Below are 15,426 nucleotides of genomic sequence, written 5' to 3'. Positions count from 1 at the left end.
TAAAGGGAGCTTTTACGGTTATGAGCCGCGTTGACCTTTTGCCGGACGCCGGTCCGGTCCTTTCCATCCGCCAGGCGCTGTACCGTGCCGGGCGCGACTATCACGGCGGGATCACCGCCCTGGCCCATGACCTGGTCATGGATCTCGACACCCTGCAGAAGAAGCTCAAGCTCGATGAAGAGCGCCGCTGGCCGACGCCCGACGAGCTGGAAGAGATCATTGCCGCCACCCGTAACCCGCGCCTGCTGGACGCCCTGACGCGGCCCGCCGGGGCGGTGTGGTACCGCCCGGAACCGGTGAATGCCACGCCGGCCGCGCTGAAGGCGGTGGGCGATCTGCTGGTGAAGGAAGGCCAGTTCGTCGGCAGCCTGCACTCGGGCGCTGCGGACAATCTGTGGCAAGCCCATGAGGTGGCCCAGCTGGAGTACCACGGCCACCAGGTGATCCGCGCCGTGCTCGGCATCATGGCCGGCGCCCGCGCCGCGATGGAGGGTACCCAGCATGGATGAGCGTTTCATCGAGCTGGCGGAGGCCGCTCAAGCCGAGGCCCTGCAACGGTCCATCGACAATCGGGTGCGGTACCAGGGCGAGAGCGCCAGGGAATGCGATGAATGCGGGGACGAGATTCCCCAGGCCCGGCGCCTTGCGGTGCCGGGTTGTCGTTTCTGCGTGGATTGCCAGGGATTGCTGGAGGTGCGCCGTGCGTGAGCCTCTGACCTTGTCCGCTGGGCCCGCCATGGAGGCGACTGCATGACACAGGCAGGGAACGCCGCTCCAATTGCCGCCTGGGCGCGGCGCTACATCGAAACCTTCAACCTCGCCCTGGTCCCCATCGATCCGGGCGAGAAAGCCCCCAAGGGCAACGGCTGGAACCAGCCCGGCGGCTACTTCGTCGACGCTGACCAGGCCGAAGCGTTCTGGCAGAAGCACCCCCGGCACAACATGGGCGTGGTCCACGGGCCCAGCCGGCTGTGTTCGCTGGACGTGGACCATGTGGAGTATTCGCGGCTGGTGCTGCGGGACCTGCTGGATCTGGACGTGGATGCCCTGGCGGTGGATTACCCCACGGTGGTGGGCAACCCGGCGCGGTTCCGGGTGATGTTCCGCCTGCCCGAGGGTGCCGACTTCGGCCGGCATGCGTTGAGCTGGCCGAATCCGGACGACCCGGATGGCAGCAAGTTCAAGCTGGCCACGGCTGCCGCCAAGCGGGCAAAGGATACGGGCGACTCGGCGCTGGAGGCTGAGATGCGGGCCAAGGCCAAGACCCTGGCGCCCGTGACCGTGTTCGAGCTGCGCGCCGGCCTGGTGCAGGACGTGCTGCCGCCTTCTATTCACCCGGACACGGGCCAGCCCTATCACTGGCGCACGGCGCCCTCGGCCGATGGCCTGCCAGAGCTGCCGCGCGACCTGGTGAACATCTGGCGCAACTGGGAGGTGTTCAAGCGCATGGCGCTGGAGGCCTGCCCCTGGGCGCCGAAGGCGAAGCCTCCGGTGAAGGCCAAGCCGAAGCGCCCGTTGGCGCCGGCCGGTGACAAGCCGTCGGTGATCGATGCCTACAACCAGGCGTATGACGCCGAGTCCCTGCTGAAGGCCCACGGCTACGTGCGGCGCGGCAGGAAGTGGCTCTGCCCGCAAAGCACCACGGGCTTGCCCGGCGTGACGGTGAGCGAAGAGGGCAAGGTGTACTCGCACCACGGTTCCGACCCGCTGGCCAACGGGCATATGAACGACCCGTTCGATGTGTTCTGCATCCTCGAGCACAACGGCGACCAGGGCGCGGCGGTGAAGGCGGCGGCGAAGCAGCTTGGCCTGGAGGTGAAGCGTTCGCCCCGGGCGCCGAGTCCGCCGCCGGAGGGCGAGGCACGCCCACCCGTTCCGCCGGCTGCCGACCATTCGCTGGAGGATGCCGCTGAACAGGAGGACCTTCCCCCGGCCCCATCCGCCGATGACTCCGGCGCAGAGCCCGGCCGCTCCGACAACGGGGGGGCGGGGGAGGGCCTGACTCTGGCGCGCTTGCTGCGCCGCTACGCGCTGGTGGAGGGCACCACCCATGTGTGGGACCTGGACACTGCGAAGAAGATGAAGAAGTCGGCCTTCGTCGCTCACGTCGGCAAGGAGTTGTTCAAGGAGTGGGACTCGGTCACCGACACCAAGCGCAAGAAGCGCGTCAGTGAAGAGTGGGTGCGTGAGATCGAGCAGGCCCGGACGATGGCCGGCAAGGCGGTGGGGGATATCACCATGCCGCCGCTGGTGCGCTACGTGTATATCGACGGCACGAAGGACGTGTGGGACTACGCGAAGAAGCGCCGGGTTGCCGAGGGCGCTGTGAAGATGGCCCTGGGCGATGCCTACAGCCTCTGGTTGAACAGCCCGGATCGACGCGTGGTGGACATGGATCACATCGTGTTCGACCCGACCCTGAGCCATGACCCGGCGGTGTACATCAACACCTTCGAGGGGCTGCCGCTGACGCCGAAGCGCGACGACGCGGCCTGCGAGAACCTGCGCTGGCTGATCCACTTCCTGTGCAACCACACCGAGGACGTGGCGCAGTGGCTGACCCGCTGGCTGGCGTTCCCACTGCAGCACACGGGCGCGAAGATGGACACGGCGGTGCTGATGCACTCGACCATGGAGGGCTCGGGCAAGAGCCTGCTGTTCTCGGTGGTGATGGGGATCCTCTATGGCCGGTACGCGGCCACGGTGGGGCAGACCCAGTTGGAAGGGAACTTCAACGCCTGGCAGAGCGGCAAGCTGTGGGCGGTGTTCGAGGAAGTGGTGTCGCGGGACCAGCGCTACAACCAGGTGGGCAAGATCAAACAGTTGATCACCGGCCAGACCGTGCGCATCGAATCGAAGTTCGTGAACGGTTGGGAAGAGGCCTCGCACATGAATGCGGTGTTCCTCTCCAACGAGATCATGCCGTGGCCCATCGGCCAGGATGACCGGCGCTTCCTGGTGATGTGGCCGGAAGAGAAGCTGCCCGAGGATCGGCAGAAGGCGATCAAGCATGAGCTGGCCAACGGCGGGGTGGAGGCGCTCTATGCCTGGTTGCTGGAACAGGACCTGGGCGACTTCGACGAGCGCACCAAGCCGCCGTCGACGCCGGCTCGCGAGCGGCTGGTGGCCCTGAGTCGGGCGACCTGGCAGACCTTCATCCACCTGTGGCGCACGGGCGAGCTGGGCGCCGGGATCTGGGGGGCGTGCCTGACCACGGACCTCTATGCGCTGTTCCTCGAGTGGTGCCACCGGAACAAGGAACACGCGATGAGCCAGACGAAGTTCAGTCTGTTCATCAGCTCGGCCGGTATCGACAAGACCCGGGCGATCCCCTGGACGGACCGCAACACGCGCCGGTTTGCGGCGTTCTTCTTCCCCAAGGACGACCAGTCCTTCCTGCCACCTTCCCCGTCATCGGCCGAGCTGGGCAAGCACGTCGCCGAATGGCGGGAGCGCGCCAAGCTGGCGGGCTGGAGCGTGGACGCCTGGGACCACGTGAAGGCGGTGGCGGCATGACTACGACCGAATGTGTGTTGGGTGTGTTGCCTGTGTGTCGGGTCGTTTCGCTCAACCCAACACAGCCGCAGGCCACGAACGGCGCGGGGTGTGGCGGGTGTGTGTTGGGTGTGTTGGGTTTACGGGCGCGCGCACGCGTGTACGAATTCATTTTCTCGGGCTTGGTGGGTGATGCGTTTTTTTCTCCACGCGAGGACCGAAACACCCAACAAACCCAACACACCCTACACAGCATGATTCAAAGCCTTGTTTTTATTGGGTTTGTTCTGTGTTGGGTGTGTGTTGGGTTGGGGGTTTTTGTGTTGGGTTGGGTTTTTGACCAGGGAGAGCGCGCATGATCGAGGCCATCGAGGACCTGTTGAAGCACTGGGGCGAGCAGCACCGCAAGAACGGCTCGGCCGGTGGCCTGGGCAGCACGCTGGGTACCATCCTGGAATACGGCGGCTGTGCGCCCCGGGGCGGCGTGTACGGTACGCGGGAGTTGGTGGCGGGTGCCGGGCCCGACCACGTGGCCGAAGAGATCGAGGCGGCGCTGGTGGCCGTGGGCGCTGCCGCCGACGGGGCCGCGCTGATGACCCTGGCCCGTGTGCGCTACCGGCCCGGTGCCGGGCTGGACGAACTGAGCCTGGCGGAACAGATCGACGTGCTGGAGCTGGGGCGAGGCGCGGGTGGTCGTAGCGCCTACTTCCGTCTGCTGGAGCGCCTGCATGTGCGCCTCGAGGCGGAGCTGACCGCCCGCGCGGAACGGCTGAAGGCGCGCCGCCGTGAGGCCGGGCGGGCAGGGGGCAAGGTGCGGGCGGCGTCTCTGCGGCAGGCCAAGGCGGCGCACCGGGCGCGTGGTGTGGAGCTGTTCAAGGGGGAGAAGGCTTGACCGTTCGTCGGGTCACTCGGCGCCGTAGCGCCCCCGTGCGGCTCCGGTCGGCGCCCGTCAGCCACAACCGAAAACTGGGGGTTTTCGGTTTGCAACTCGGGGGGTACAAAGTCCCCACGATTCGACAGTAACGCCTGAACGGATCGCGCGCACTGTGCTGTGTGCCAGCCCCGAGCCTCACTCGGGCACCCGAACCCCGCCGCCAGGCGGGGTTTTCTTTTCCGCCGACGGCTGTGGTGGCTCGAGGCGCTCCGCCCGCAGGCAGCGGGCTTTCTACTTCAAGGTGACGCTATGAGCGATCAGAGCCAGGTGGCGGCAGACATGCCGCTGTGGTCGGTGATGCTGGCCCTGGTGCTGGCGGGCCTGAGCGGTGAGATGTGGCGCGCGGACAAGGCGGGGCTCACCGGTTGGGATTTGCTGAAGCGCATCGTTCTGCGCGCCGGGGCGTCGGCCTCCTTCGGCCTGGGCACCTTCGGCCTGGTGCTGATCGGCTTCGAGGCCCACATCGTCGCGGCGGTGGCCATCGGCTGCATCGTCGCGACCATGGGCGCCGATGTGGCGTCGGCGCTTTATGAGCGCTGGCTTGCGCGGAAGGCGGGTCTCTCTGATGCTGCTCGGCCTGATCCGGAAGGCGGGGCCTGAGACCAGAACCTAGGGGGCTGATCCATGTTCAAGGTTTCGTCGTCTGGTCTGACTGAACAGCTTGCGATGCTGGTTGACCTGGAGGAGCGGCATATTCCGGTGGCCACGGTGCTGGCGTTGAACCAGACGGCATACGATCTCCGGGCGCGCCTGCAACAGGAGATGGAGTCTGTCTTCGATCGACCGACCCGTTACACCCTGAACAGCCTCAAGGTGTTCCCCGCATCCCGGCAGCGCCTCGAGGCGCGGGTGTGGATGAAGGATGAGTCGGTGAAGGCGGAGCCCGCGACGCGCTGGTTGGCCCCGGAGATCTTCGGCGGTGATCGGCGCAACACGCGCATCGAGCGGCAGCTGCGGGAGCGCGGCATTCTGCCCGCCGGGAAGTACGTTGTGCCTGGGGCGGGCGCCAAGCTCGATCGCTTCGGCAACATCAGTCGAGGCCAGGTGACCAAGGCGGTGTCGGGGGTTCGAGGGTTCACCGAACAGGGCTACAACGCGAACGCCTCGGACAGCGCGCGCAGTCAGCGCAAAGGCTACGGCCGGCGCTACTTCTTGATGCGGCGGGGGTTCGAGTTCATCGGCATAGCCGAGCGGACAGGGCGAGGGCGTGACAAGGTGCAGATGATCCTCGCCTTCGTCGGCAAGCCCTCATACCAGAAGGCCCTGAAGTTCTTCGACGTGGCTGATGAGTTCGTGGCTCAGCAGTTGCCGAAGCGCTTCGCCGAAGCCCTCGCGAAGGAGCTGCGCTACGGGCGTCGATAGGCCCTCCCTATCGGCCGGGGGCCCCAGGTAGAGCGGGTCAAAGAGGGTAATTCGAGCCGCGTTTCTCGGCTAGCTGCTGGATCCGGAAGTTAGTTAACAGGGGTTAACCGGGTTAACCGGCGGCCATGTCCCGGTTAACAGGGGTTTGCGCCATGACGTTCATGACCAAGTCGGAGTATGCGGACAGCCGAGGCTGGTCCCGGCCCTACGTTTCCAAGCTGGCCAAGCAGGAGCGCCTGGTGCTCAACGAGCAGGGGCTGGTGGACGTGACTGCCACCGACGCCTTGCTGGCCAGCACGGCAGACCCGAGCAAGGCCGGGGTGGCCGCGCGGCACCAGCAGGAGCGGGCAGAGAAGGGCGTCCACGCCCTGGTGACCGCCGCCGCTCCGGCGACATCGCCACCTGCGGCCGGCGGCCAACTGCCGGACTTCCAGAAGGCTCGCGCTCGGCGTGAGCACTACCTGGCGCTGTTGGCCGAAGACGAGTTCCTCAAGGGACGCGGCGAACTGGTGTTGCGCACCGCCGTTGAAGATGCCGCGTTCACCATCGCGCGCACCCTGCGTGACCTGCTGCTGGGCCTGCCGGCCCAGGTCGCGGGGGAGCTGGTGAGCATCGACGATGCCTGGGAGATGGAGCGCAAGCTCACCGGCCTGTTTCGTCGTGTCCTGGAGGATGCGGAGAAGCTGGTCACGCTCGATGCCGAGCTGCAGGACGACAAGAGGGAGCCGAACTGAGCCATGGATCACCAGTATGCCGACGGTGCCGCCGCGTACCGGGCGGCATACCTGCGGGGTCTGAAGCCAGACCCTGAACTGTGGGTGGACGAGTGGGCGGACGAGTTCCAGAGGATTCCGCGCGATACCGGCGCTGCGGAGCCCGGCAAGTACCACACCGACCGCACCCCTTATGCCCGTGAGCCCATGCGGTGCCTGTCGCCCACTCACCCGGCGATGCGCGTTGTCACCATGGTCGCCTCGCAGTTGATGAAGACCCAGATCGGCCTGAACTGGATCGGCGGGTGCATCCACATGGCGCCGGCCAACATCCTCGCGCTGTTGCCCACCCTGGGCCTGGCCAAGCGTGTCTCCGGCCGTATCAGCAAGAACATCGAAGCGGTGCCTGAGCTGAAGGCGCGGGTGGCCAAGCCGAGGTCGCGCGATGCCCGCAACACCATGGACACCAAGGAGTTCGAGGGAGGGACGCTCTATTGCACCACGGCGGGTGCTGCGGCCAACCTGGCCGAGCTGTCTGCCCGCTACATCTACGGCGATGAGGTGGACCGCTGGGAGATCAACCTCAACGACGAGGGCGACCCCATCGAGCTGGCTGAGGCGCGCGGATCGACCTTCGGCCGGCGGGCGAAGTTCTACTATTCCAGCTCGCCCACCCTGAAGGGGGTGTCGAAGATTGCCGACCTGTTCGAGCAGGGCGACCAGCGTCACTACTACGTGCCCTGTCCGCACTGCGGCGAGATGCAGGTGCTGGAGTGGGAGAACCTCAAGTACACCCCGGACTACAGCCGGGTGGAGTACCTCTGCAGCAATGCCGACTGCGGCTGCCTGATCGAGGAACACCACAAGGCCGACATGCTCGCCCGGGGCGAATGGCGTGCCCATGCCGAGGGCGATGGGGAGACGGTGAGCTTTCACCTGAACGCGCTCTATTCCCCCCTCGGCTGGCTGAGCTGGACCAGCCTGGCCAAGCAGTACGACAAGGCCAAGGAGAAGCAGGATCGCGGCGACCTGGAGCCGATGCAGACGTTCTACAACACGCGTCTGGCACGGGTCTGGGACAGTGCTCAGGAGATGACCAAGGCCTCCGAGTTGAAGCAGCGCGCGGAGGACTTCCCGCTGGGCTTCGCGCCGCGCGGCGTGCTGCTGCTGACGGCTGCGGTGGACACCCAGGGGGACCGCCTCGAACTGCTGGTTCTCGGTTGGGGGGAAGGGCTGGAGCGCTGGACGGTCGATCACCAAGTGATCGTCGGCGACCCTTCCGATGCCCGTACCTGGGCCCTGCTGGACGAGAAGCTGAAACGCCGTTACCGGCACGCCTCGGGCGTTGAGCTGGCGATCCTCGCCACCGCCGTCGACTCGGGTGGTCACCACACCGACGAGGTGTACCAGTTCGCCCGGCTGCGCCGTTGGCGCAACGTCTTCGCCGTGAAGGGGCACAGCAAGCCGGGTCGTCCGGTGATCGCTCAGCGGCCGTCGAAGGTCGACGTGACCTGGCAGGGCAAGACCGAGAAGGGCGGCGTTGAGCTGTGGATGGTGGGCACCGACACGGCCAAGGACTGGATCTATCACCGCTACCCGCTGACGGAAGGGCCCGGGGCGCTCCACTTCTCCAAGGACCTGCCGGACGACTTCTACGACCAGATCACGGCCGAGCGGCGGGTTACCCGCTACGTGAAGGGGCACAAGCGTTCCGAGTACGTAAAGGCCAAGTCCGACCGAAACGAGGGCCTCGACCTGCTGGTTTACAACCTGACCATGGCCCACTACCTGGGCCTGCACCGCTACAGCGTGAACGACTGGGAGCGGCTTAAACAGGCGGTTTCGCAGTCCAGTCTGTTCGCCGAACCGGCGGAGGCCGCTGATCACTCGAGCGAGTCCGGCCCGATGGCCGAAGCACCCGCGGCGGTGGTCGCACCACCATCTGCACCGACCGCCACCACCAGCCGCCGCTTCTCCCGAAGCGGCTACCTGAAACGCCGATAACACCGAGGCCACCATGAGCACCGCACAGCAGCGCCTGGAGGAAGTCCAGGCGGCCATTAGCGAGATCCTCGCCAAGGGCCAGTCGGTACGAAAAGGGGATCGCCAGATCGACCGCGCTCAGTTGGCCAGCCTCCGCATGCTGGAAGAGCAGTATGCGGCGCAGGCGGCCCGCGAGAACGTGTCCGGGCGTCCCCGGCAGGTACGGCTCTACAGCAAAGGCAAGGGGGCATGATGGCGCGACGTATCCGTCACACCTCCGCACGCATCAGGGCGAGTTATGAAGGGGCCGGACAAGGGCGCCGCTCCCAAGCCTGGGATGCGCCCGAGGCGGCCCTGAACACTGTGGCGATTCCGGCCTTGCCGACCCTGCGCAAGCGCTCCAGGGCGGCCGTCCGCAACGACCCCTATGCCTTCAGTGCGATCTCGCGCCGGGTCAGCAGCCTGATAGGCGCCGGCATCACCCCGCGCTCGCGCATTGCCGACAAGGCGCTGCGCGAGCGGGTCAATCAACTCTGGGAGGACTGGACCGACGAGTCCGACGCCGACGACCGCACCGACTTCTACGGCCAGCAGGCCCTGATCGCGCGGATGGTCGAGGAGAGTGGCGAATGCTTCGTGCGGTTGCGCTACCGGCGCCCCGAGGATGGCCTTTCGGTGCCGCTGCAACTGCAGGTGTTGGCGCCGGAGTTCGTGCCGCTGGACCGCAACTTCACCACCCGACGCGGCAACGTCGTCCGCGCCGGCATCGAGTTCGACCAGGTAGGCAAGCGGGTGGCGTACTGGATGTACAAGTCCCACCCGGGTGACCCACGCGCGGCCGGTGCGAACTACAACCAGCTGAACCGCGTCCCGGCCGACCAGGTGCTGCACATCTTCGAGCCCCTGGAGGGTGGCCAGTTGCGGGGCATCCCCCGCCTGGCGCCCGTGCTGCTCCGGCTGAAGGCTCTGGACAACTACGACGATGCGGTGCTGTTCCGGCAGGAGGTGTCCAACCTCTTCGCCGGCTTCATCACCAAGCCCCGAGGCGATGGCCCGCCGCAGCTGGACCCCATCACCGGCCAGCCCGTGCAGAAGGATGCCGATGGCGTCCCGATGGTGGGGTTGGAGCCGGGGACGATGCAGGAGCTGATGGATGGGGAGGAGGTGACCTTCTCCGACCCGCCCGACGCCGGCAACACCTACGTCGACTTCATGCGTCAGCAACTGCAGGCCGTCGCGGCTGGGGTCGACCTGCCGTATGAGCTGCTGACCGGCGACATGGGGGACATCAGCGATCGGGTGCTCCGGGTCTTGTTGAACGAGTTCCGGCGGCGCATCGAGCAACTCCAGTTCTCCGTGTACGTGTACCAGCTGTGCCGCCCTGTTCGTGCCGCATGGCTCGATGCTGCCTGGCTGTCCGGTGCGCTGGACCTGCCGGACTTCACCGCGCGCCGCCGGGAGTACCTGCGCACCCGTTGGGTTCCGCAAGGCTGGGCCTACCTGCACCCCGTCCAGGACGTGCAGGGCAAGTTGCTGGAGATCAAGGGCGGCCTGGCCAGTCGGTCGGAGCACGTCCTGCGCACCGGCTACGACGCCCAGCAGATCGACGAGGAAAACGCCGAGGACAACGCCCGGGCCAAGGAGCTTGGCCTGGAGTACACCACCGACACCCAGCCGGCCGGTGAGCCGACGGGAGACAAAGAGGACACACCATGATGAAGCACAACCTGAAACTGGCCTTGGCGCTGGTACTCGGGAGCCTGGGCATCTGCACCCTGGCAGCTCCCCGGATCCTCAACAAGGCTGCGGGGCTGCCGGAGTTGCAAGCCGAACACTGGTACAACATCCGGGCCGTTGGCGAGGGCTCGGCCAAGGTCATCGAGGTCTTCATCTACGGCGAGATTGGCATGTGGGGGGTGACCTCCGGCGACTTCATCAGGGACCTCAAGGCTCAGGATGATGGTGTGTCGCAAGTGCTGGTCCGCTTCGACACCATCGGTGGCGATCTCTTCGACGGGATCGCCATGCACAACATCCTGCGGGGGCTGGGAGAGCGCTGCACCGCCCGAATCGACGGTGCGTGTTTCAGTGCCGGCAGCGTGGCCGCCTGTGGGGCGCACCGGGTGGAGATGGCGGACAACGCGCTGTTCATGATCCACAACCCGTGGACGTGGATCGCGGGGGATGCCGGTGAGCTGCGCAAGATGGCCGACATGATGGACAAGGCCTTCGAGGGCATCGTGGCCAGCTTCCAGCATCGCGCCCTGAGCATCGACGAGGCCGAGCTGAAGCGCCTGATCGAGGAAGAGACCTGGATGACGGCCACCGAGGCCAAGGCCATGGGCTTCGTCGATGAGGTCCTCGGGGAAGGTCAGCCGATGGCCGCCAATGCTGCCCTGGGCAAGATCCTCAACCGCTACCGCAACACCCCGCCGGAGGCCCTGAAACTGTTGAAGGCGGAGGCCGATGACGACGACCCGGCGCCGTCTGATCCACCCGCCAATGACCCGCCCACCGAACCGGACAGCGCCGAAACGGCTGCGTTGGCGGCCCAGCTCGCGGCCGATTGTGCCGCGGCCGGGCTGTCGGCCTGCGTGCCGGCGCTGATCAAGGCCAGCGGACTCAAGAGTGCTGCGGAAGTGAAAGCACAGCTGGATCGGGCCAAAGCCGTTCGCGCGGTGTGCCTGGTCGCCAAGTTGCCCGATGAGGCGCCGGGACTGATCGAAGCGGGCCTCGATGCCGACGGTGCCCGCGTCAAGCTCTTCGACAAGATCGCCAGCAACAGCAGCGCGCTGGAGATCGACAACAAGCAGCGGTTGGACGACCTGCCGCAGAACACCGTTTACCAACCCCCGGTGCCTGGTGATGTCTACGCCCGGCGCCGTACCAACGCCTCGAAAGGAGGAAAACACGCATGACCATCAAGACCGAAGGCGTACATGCCGGCGAGTTCCTCCTCTCGGAGGCCAACGGCTCCCGCAGCCGCGAGAACATCGTGATCTGCGCCGGCTCCGGCATGCTCCGCGCCGGCACCCTGCTGGCGATGATCACCGCCGCCAATGCCCTGACTCCGACCGCGCAGCCCGGCAACACCGGCAATGGCACTGTCGGCTCCGTCACCGTGACCAGCGAGGCGATCACCGGCACCTACGTTCTGGAAATCACCGAGGCCGCTGCCAACGGCGGGACGTTCGAGGTGACCGATCCGCTGGGCCGGTTGGTGGGAGAGGGCCAGGTCGGTCAAGCCTTCACGGGTGGTGGGCTGACTTTCACCCTGGCCGATGGCTCCACCGACTTCGCAGTGGGTGATGGATTCAGCCTCGCAGTGCTGGCGAACCTGGGCGAATGGACCGCCTACGACGACGACGGCACCGATGACGGCCGCCGCGCGGCCACCGGCATCCTCTATGCCGGTGTCGACGCCACGGACGTCGACGTGAAAGCGGTGGCGGTCGTTCGTGATGCCGAGGTGATCGAAGCGCTGCTGACGGGGTTGGATACCCCCGGCCGAGCCGACCTCAAGGCCCTGGGCCTGATCCTCCGCACCTGATACCCAACCCACCTTCATTCCACTTAGACCCCGCGCCCTGCGGGGTTTCGCATTTCAGGAGCATCACATGGCTGAAATCAGCATTTTCGAAGACGAGGCGTTCACCGTCGAAGCGCTTCTGGCCGTGATCAACGAGGATCACGTCGTGTATGGCCAACTGGCTGCCCTGCAACTGTTCGAGGAACGGGGAGTGCCCAGCCTGGTCGTCCAGATCGAGAAGGACGGCACCACCCTGAACCTCGTCGAAGCCAAGGCCCGTGGTGGGGTTGGCCAGGTCGTGACCGGCGACAAGCGCGTGCTTGTACCGTTCAATACCGTTCACCTGCCGCAAACCTTCCAGATCCTGGCCGACGAGATCCAGGGTATCCGTGCCGTCGGCAGCCGCACGGAGCTGCAGGGCGCTCAGGCCGTGGTCAACACGCGCATCGAGAAGGCCCGCCGCCAACTGGACCTGACCCACGAGTACCAGCGCATCGGCGCGGTCAAGGGACAAGTGGTCGATGCCGACGGCAAGACCGTGCTGGTGGACATCTATCGCTCCTTCGGCCTGCAGAAGCCCAAGCCCTTCTCCCTGGAACTGGGTAATGCCGACACTGACGTGAGTGCTCACCTCACTGAGGTGCTGGATATCCAGGAAGACGAACTCGGTGAGGTCCCCAGCACCGGCTCCCGCGCTCTCTGCGGGAAGCGGCTGTGGAACGACCTGATCTCTCACCCGCGCGTCCGCGAAACCTACCTGAATACCCTGCAGGCGGCCGAGCTGCGCGGGGATCGTCGCCAGTCCTTCGAGTTTGGTGGCATCACCTGGGAGCGCTACCGCGGCAAGCATGCCGGCAAGCCCTTCGTGGCGGATGACCGCGCCTACCTGGTACCGGAGGGTGTGCCGGAACTGTTCATCAGTGCCTTCGCGCCCGCCGACTATATGGAAGTGGTCAACACCGAGGGCCTGCCGTACTACGCCAAGCTGGAGCGCATGCCGTTCGACAAGGGCGTGGCCGGCGAGGCGCAGTCCAACCCGCTGCACCTCTGCACCCGCCCGCTGTCGGTGCGCGAGCTGACCATCTGACCATGGTCGGGTTCAGCGAGCTGGTGGAGGACATGGACGAACAGATCATGTCCTCCTTGGGTGATGCGGTCGGCCAGTACCTGGACGGGGTATCGGGTCGACTGCATTGCGGCATCGAACTGATCATCGACCGCAATCTGCAGCAGTCGGGCCCTGATGGGGTCTTCCTCACTGATGCGGTGGGCATCACCTGCCGCCGCGCAGCCCTGGGTTGCGTGGCGCGAGGTGGGGTCTTCATCGTTGGTCCGACCCGCTACCTCGTCGAAGAGATCATCGCCGACGACGGTCACATGGTCACTGCGGCCTGCCAGGTGCAACCATGAACAATCAGAATCCTCTGACCGCAGGTCGGGAAGCCCTTCTGGCCCGGCTTTCCACCATCAGCGTGGCGGATGGTTACCTCACCAATGTCGGTGCGAATGTGCACTCCGGCTGGCTGAATGAGGTGATCAAGGCCCAGACGGTGGCATACCCGCTGCTGGTTGTGCAGCCGGGTCGTGGCCAGCCTCCAGCGGCTGGCCCGGGGGCGATCAAGCTGCAGCCAGGCTTTCGCATCGTCGGCGCGGTGGAGGCCGGCACCAGCTACGAGTCGGCGCTTGAAGACCTGCAGCTGGATGTAATGCGCTGCCTGCTGCCGGGCCACAAGAACTTCCTCAAGTGGTTGCCGCTTGGCGTGACGGGAATCCAGTTCGGTACGCCTGACGCGTTTCCACCAGGTGACGGGCTCAGCTGCGCCACCTTCCTCCTGCCGGTTTACCTGACCACCCTGATCCAGCAGTGAATACATCAACTTCACGAGCCCGCCCTGTGCGGGTTTCGCTTTTTCTGGAGGCCACTCCATGGCTCGCACGATCGAAACTGTAATTCTCGGCGGCATCGTCAAGATCCGTCCTGCTGGTACCGGGTTGCCCTTCCGCGACGTGGGGCTGGTCTCGACGGTGACTCAGGCGACCGAAACCCAGGAGATCATCCTGGCCAACACCCGGACGCCGGAGGGCGGGAACTTCGACAAGAAGACTCGAATCACTGCCCTGACCCTGGCCATGAACTTCCGTGAGTTCAACACGGAGAACATCGCTGCGAATCTCTGGGCCAACGTCTCTGAGGTCCCCTCCGCAGCCGTGGCCGATGAGGCTCATATCGCCCAGGTCGACAAGACCATCGTCCTGGAGAAGATGCCCCTCACCATTACCTCGGTGACGGACGCTGCCACCGGCACCACGACCTTCGTTGAAGATGACGACTACCGCATGACCGGTTCCGGCATCGAAGTGCTGCCCGGCGGGGCCCTGGCGACGGCGATTGAGGGGGCGGTTGGCGATTACTCCGTCGAGGTCAGCTATACCTGCGCCGCCTTCGACGAAATCGAAGTCCTGACTAACTCCAGCCAGGAGTTCGAGATCCTGCTCGAAGGCCAGAACGGTGCCGGCACCATGAAGCGGATCAACCCGCGCTTCTGGCGCTGCAAGTTCGCGCCGGCCGAGTCGCTCGACTGGCTGGGCACCGAAGACTTCATGGGCATGAACGTCGCCGTCGAGGTGCTGGCCGATCCTACGCGTGGCACTGGCAAGTCCGCTTACATGAAGATCCAGAAGGAAAAGCCGTTGCCAGCGCCGTGACGACGGACCGGCGGATGATCTACATTCCCTCCCATTCCAATTTGGGAGGGATGCCCTGATGAAGTGTGATGACTGTGGCTACGAATTCACCTTGAAACAGATTCAGGCTGAAGCCGAATGCCCGGTATGTGCCGACGCTACCATGCGGCATGTCGGTGCTGCTGGCGACTACGTTAGGCCCCAACAGGTGGTGGTAGTGGATTTCCAGATGAGCTTCAACTCGATGGTCTGGTTTATGGTGAAGGCAGCGTTGGCCTCCATTCCAGCCCTGATCATCCTGGCCGTCATTGGTGCGTTACTGACGATCTTCTTCGGCGCCTTCTTCGGCGTCCTTTCAAAAATGTAGGGCCTGACGCCCTGGAAACCCGCTTACGCGGGTTTTTTTTCGTCCGGAGGATTCATGTCCGACGCTATCACCATCAAGTCCAAGACCATTGCCGGGCGCGAAGTCCAGGTGCGGGAAATCACTGTGGCTGAGGCTCGGGTGATTTTCGCCGATCGCGGCGGGGATATCTTCGGTGACCTGTTGTTCAAGGAGTGCCGCTTGTCTGACCTGAGGGTCATGACCAATCTCTCCGAGGATGCCCTGGATGCCATGACACCCAGTCAGGTAGCCGAGGTCATCAAGCTGGCCAAGGAGCAGAACCCCCATTTTTTCGAGCTACTGGACCGGCTAAGCAAGGCTCCGGCGGCAGCCTGAGCGC

Annotated in this window: 18 protein-coding genes; all 18 read left to right on the top strand. The window is 65.5% G+C overall.

Annotated elements, in window-relative coordinates:
- The first annotated feature begins 20 nt into the window (after positions 1-20).
- Entirely contained in the window at positions 21-509 is a 489-nt protein-coding gene (locus KF707C_RS22405) for a phage regulatory CII family protein (protein WP_004421230.1), read from the top strand.
- Positions 502-708: a TraR/DksA C4-type zinc finger protein gene (locus KF707C_RS22400; protein WP_004421232.1), complete on the top strand. Its 207-nt coding sequence runs from the start codon at positions 502-504 to the stop codon at positions 706-708. Before KF707C_RS22405 ends, KF707C_RS22400 begins: the two co-directional genes overlap by 8 nt.
- A gap of 42 nt (positions 709-750) precedes the next feature.
- Complete coding sequence (locus tag KF707C_RS22395; protein WP_004421234.1) at positions 751-3,516, top strand: bifunctional DNA primase/polymerase; 2,766 nt, start codon at positions 751-753, stop codon at positions 3,514-3,516.
- A 334-nt stretch (positions 3,517-3,850) separates the two neighbouring features.
- Positions 3,851-4,387: a hypothetical protein gene (locus KF707C_RS22390; RefSeq protein WP_004421236.1), complete on the top strand. Its 537-nt coding sequence runs from the start codon at positions 3,851-3,853 to the stop codon at positions 4,385-4,387.
- A 291-nt stretch (positions 4,388-4,678) separates the two neighbouring features.
- Positions 4,679-5,029 (top strand): phage holin family protein, encoded by a 351-nt coding sequence (locus KF707C_RS22385; RefSeq protein WP_004421238.1) that lies wholly within the window; start codon positions 4,679-4,681, stop codon positions 5,027-5,029.
- A gap of 24 nt (positions 5,030-5,053) precedes the next feature.
- Positions 5,054-5,791 carry a hypothetical protein gene (locus KF707C_RS22380; protein WP_036992219.1) on the top strand — a complete coding sequence of 246 codons (738 nt, stop codon included), beginning with the start codon at positions 5,054-5,056 and terminating at the stop codon, positions 5,789-5,791.
- Between the two features lie 152 nt (positions 5,792-5,943).
- Positions 5,944-6,525 (top strand): hypothetical protein, encoded by a 582-nt coding sequence (locus tag KF707C_RS22375; protein ID WP_036992220.1) that lies wholly within the window; start codon positions 5,944-5,946, stop codon positions 6,523-6,525.
- A 3-nt stretch (positions 6,526-6,528) separates the two neighbouring features.
- On the top strand, positions 6,529-8,508 hold the full coding sequence (locus tag KF707C_RS22370) for a phage terminase large subunit family protein (RefSeq protein WP_004421245.1): 1,980 nt from the start codon (positions 6,529-6,531) through the stop codon (positions 8,506-8,508).
- A 13-nt stretch (positions 8,509-8,521) separates the two neighbouring features.
- Positions 8,522-8,740: a hypothetical protein gene (locus KF707C_RS22365; protein WP_004421246.1), complete on the top strand. Its 219-nt coding sequence runs from the start codon at positions 8,522-8,524 to the stop codon at positions 8,738-8,740.
- Entirely contained in the window at positions 8,740-10,203 is a 1,464-nt protein-coding gene (locus KF707C_RS22360; RefSeq protein WP_036992235.1) for a phage portal protein, read from the top strand. The genes KF707C_RS22365 and KF707C_RS22360 overlap by 1 nt, the downstream gene beginning before the upstream one ends.
- On the top strand, positions 10,200-11,405 hold the full coding sequence (locus tag KF707C_RS22355; protein ID WP_004421249.1) for a head maturation protease, ClpP-related: 1,206 nt from the start codon (positions 10,200-10,202) through the stop codon (positions 11,403-11,405). The genes KF707C_RS22360 and KF707C_RS22355 overlap by 4 nt, the downstream gene beginning before the upstream one ends.
- A complete protein-coding gene (locus KF707C_RS22350) occupies positions 11,402-12,037 on the top strand; it encodes a head decoration protein (protein ID WP_004421251.1) in 636 nt (211 codons plus the stop codon). The genes KF707C_RS22355 and KF707C_RS22350 overlap by 4 nt, the downstream gene beginning before the upstream one ends.
- Before the next feature lie 67 nt (positions 12,038-12,104).
- Positions 12,105-13,103, top strand: coding sequence for a major capsid protein (locus tag KF707C_RS22345; RefSeq protein ID WP_004421252.1), 999 nt, complete (start codon positions 12,105-12,107; stop codon positions 13,101-13,103).
- A gap of 2 nt (positions 13,104-13,105) precedes the next feature.
- Entirely contained in the window at positions 13,106-13,426 is a 321-nt protein-coding gene (locus tag KF707C_RS22340; RefSeq protein WP_004421254.1) for a hypothetical protein, read from the top strand.
- On the top strand, positions 13,423-13,884 hold the full coding sequence (locus tag KF707C_RS22335; RefSeq protein ID WP_004421255.1) for a hypothetical protein: 462 nt from the start codon (positions 13,423-13,425) through the stop codon (positions 13,882-13,884). Before KF707C_RS22340 ends, KF707C_RS22335 begins: the two co-directional genes overlap by 4 nt.
- Positions 13,885-13,942: 58 nt before the next feature.
- Positions 13,943-14,722: a phage tail tube protein gene (locus tag KF707C_RS22330; protein WP_004421258.1), complete on the top strand. Its 780-nt coding sequence runs from the start codon at positions 13,943-13,945 to the stop codon at positions 14,720-14,722.
- A 58-nt stretch (positions 14,723-14,780) separates the two neighbouring features.
- Positions 14,781-15,068 (top strand): FmdB family zinc ribbon protein, encoded by a 288-nt coding sequence (locus KF707C_RS22325; protein WP_036992222.1) that lies wholly within the window; start codon positions 14,781-14,783, stop codon positions 15,066-15,068.
- A 54-nt stretch (positions 15,069-15,122) separates the two neighbouring features.
- Positions 15,123-15,422: a hypothetical protein gene (locus KF707C_RS22320; RefSeq protein ID WP_004421262.1), complete on the top strand. Its 300-nt coding sequence runs from the start codon at positions 15,123-15,125 to the stop codon at positions 15,420-15,422.
- Positions 15,423-15,426 lie beyond the last annotated feature (4 nt).

The sequence above is a fragment of the Pseudomonas furukawaii genome, from assembly GCF_002355475.1.
GTDB classification, from domain to species: domain Bacteria; phylum Pseudomonadota; class Gammaproteobacteria; order Pseudomonadales; family Pseudomonadaceae; genus Metapseudomonas; species Metapseudomonas furukawaii.
This window is presented reverse-complemented; position numbering and strand designations above follow the sequence as displayed.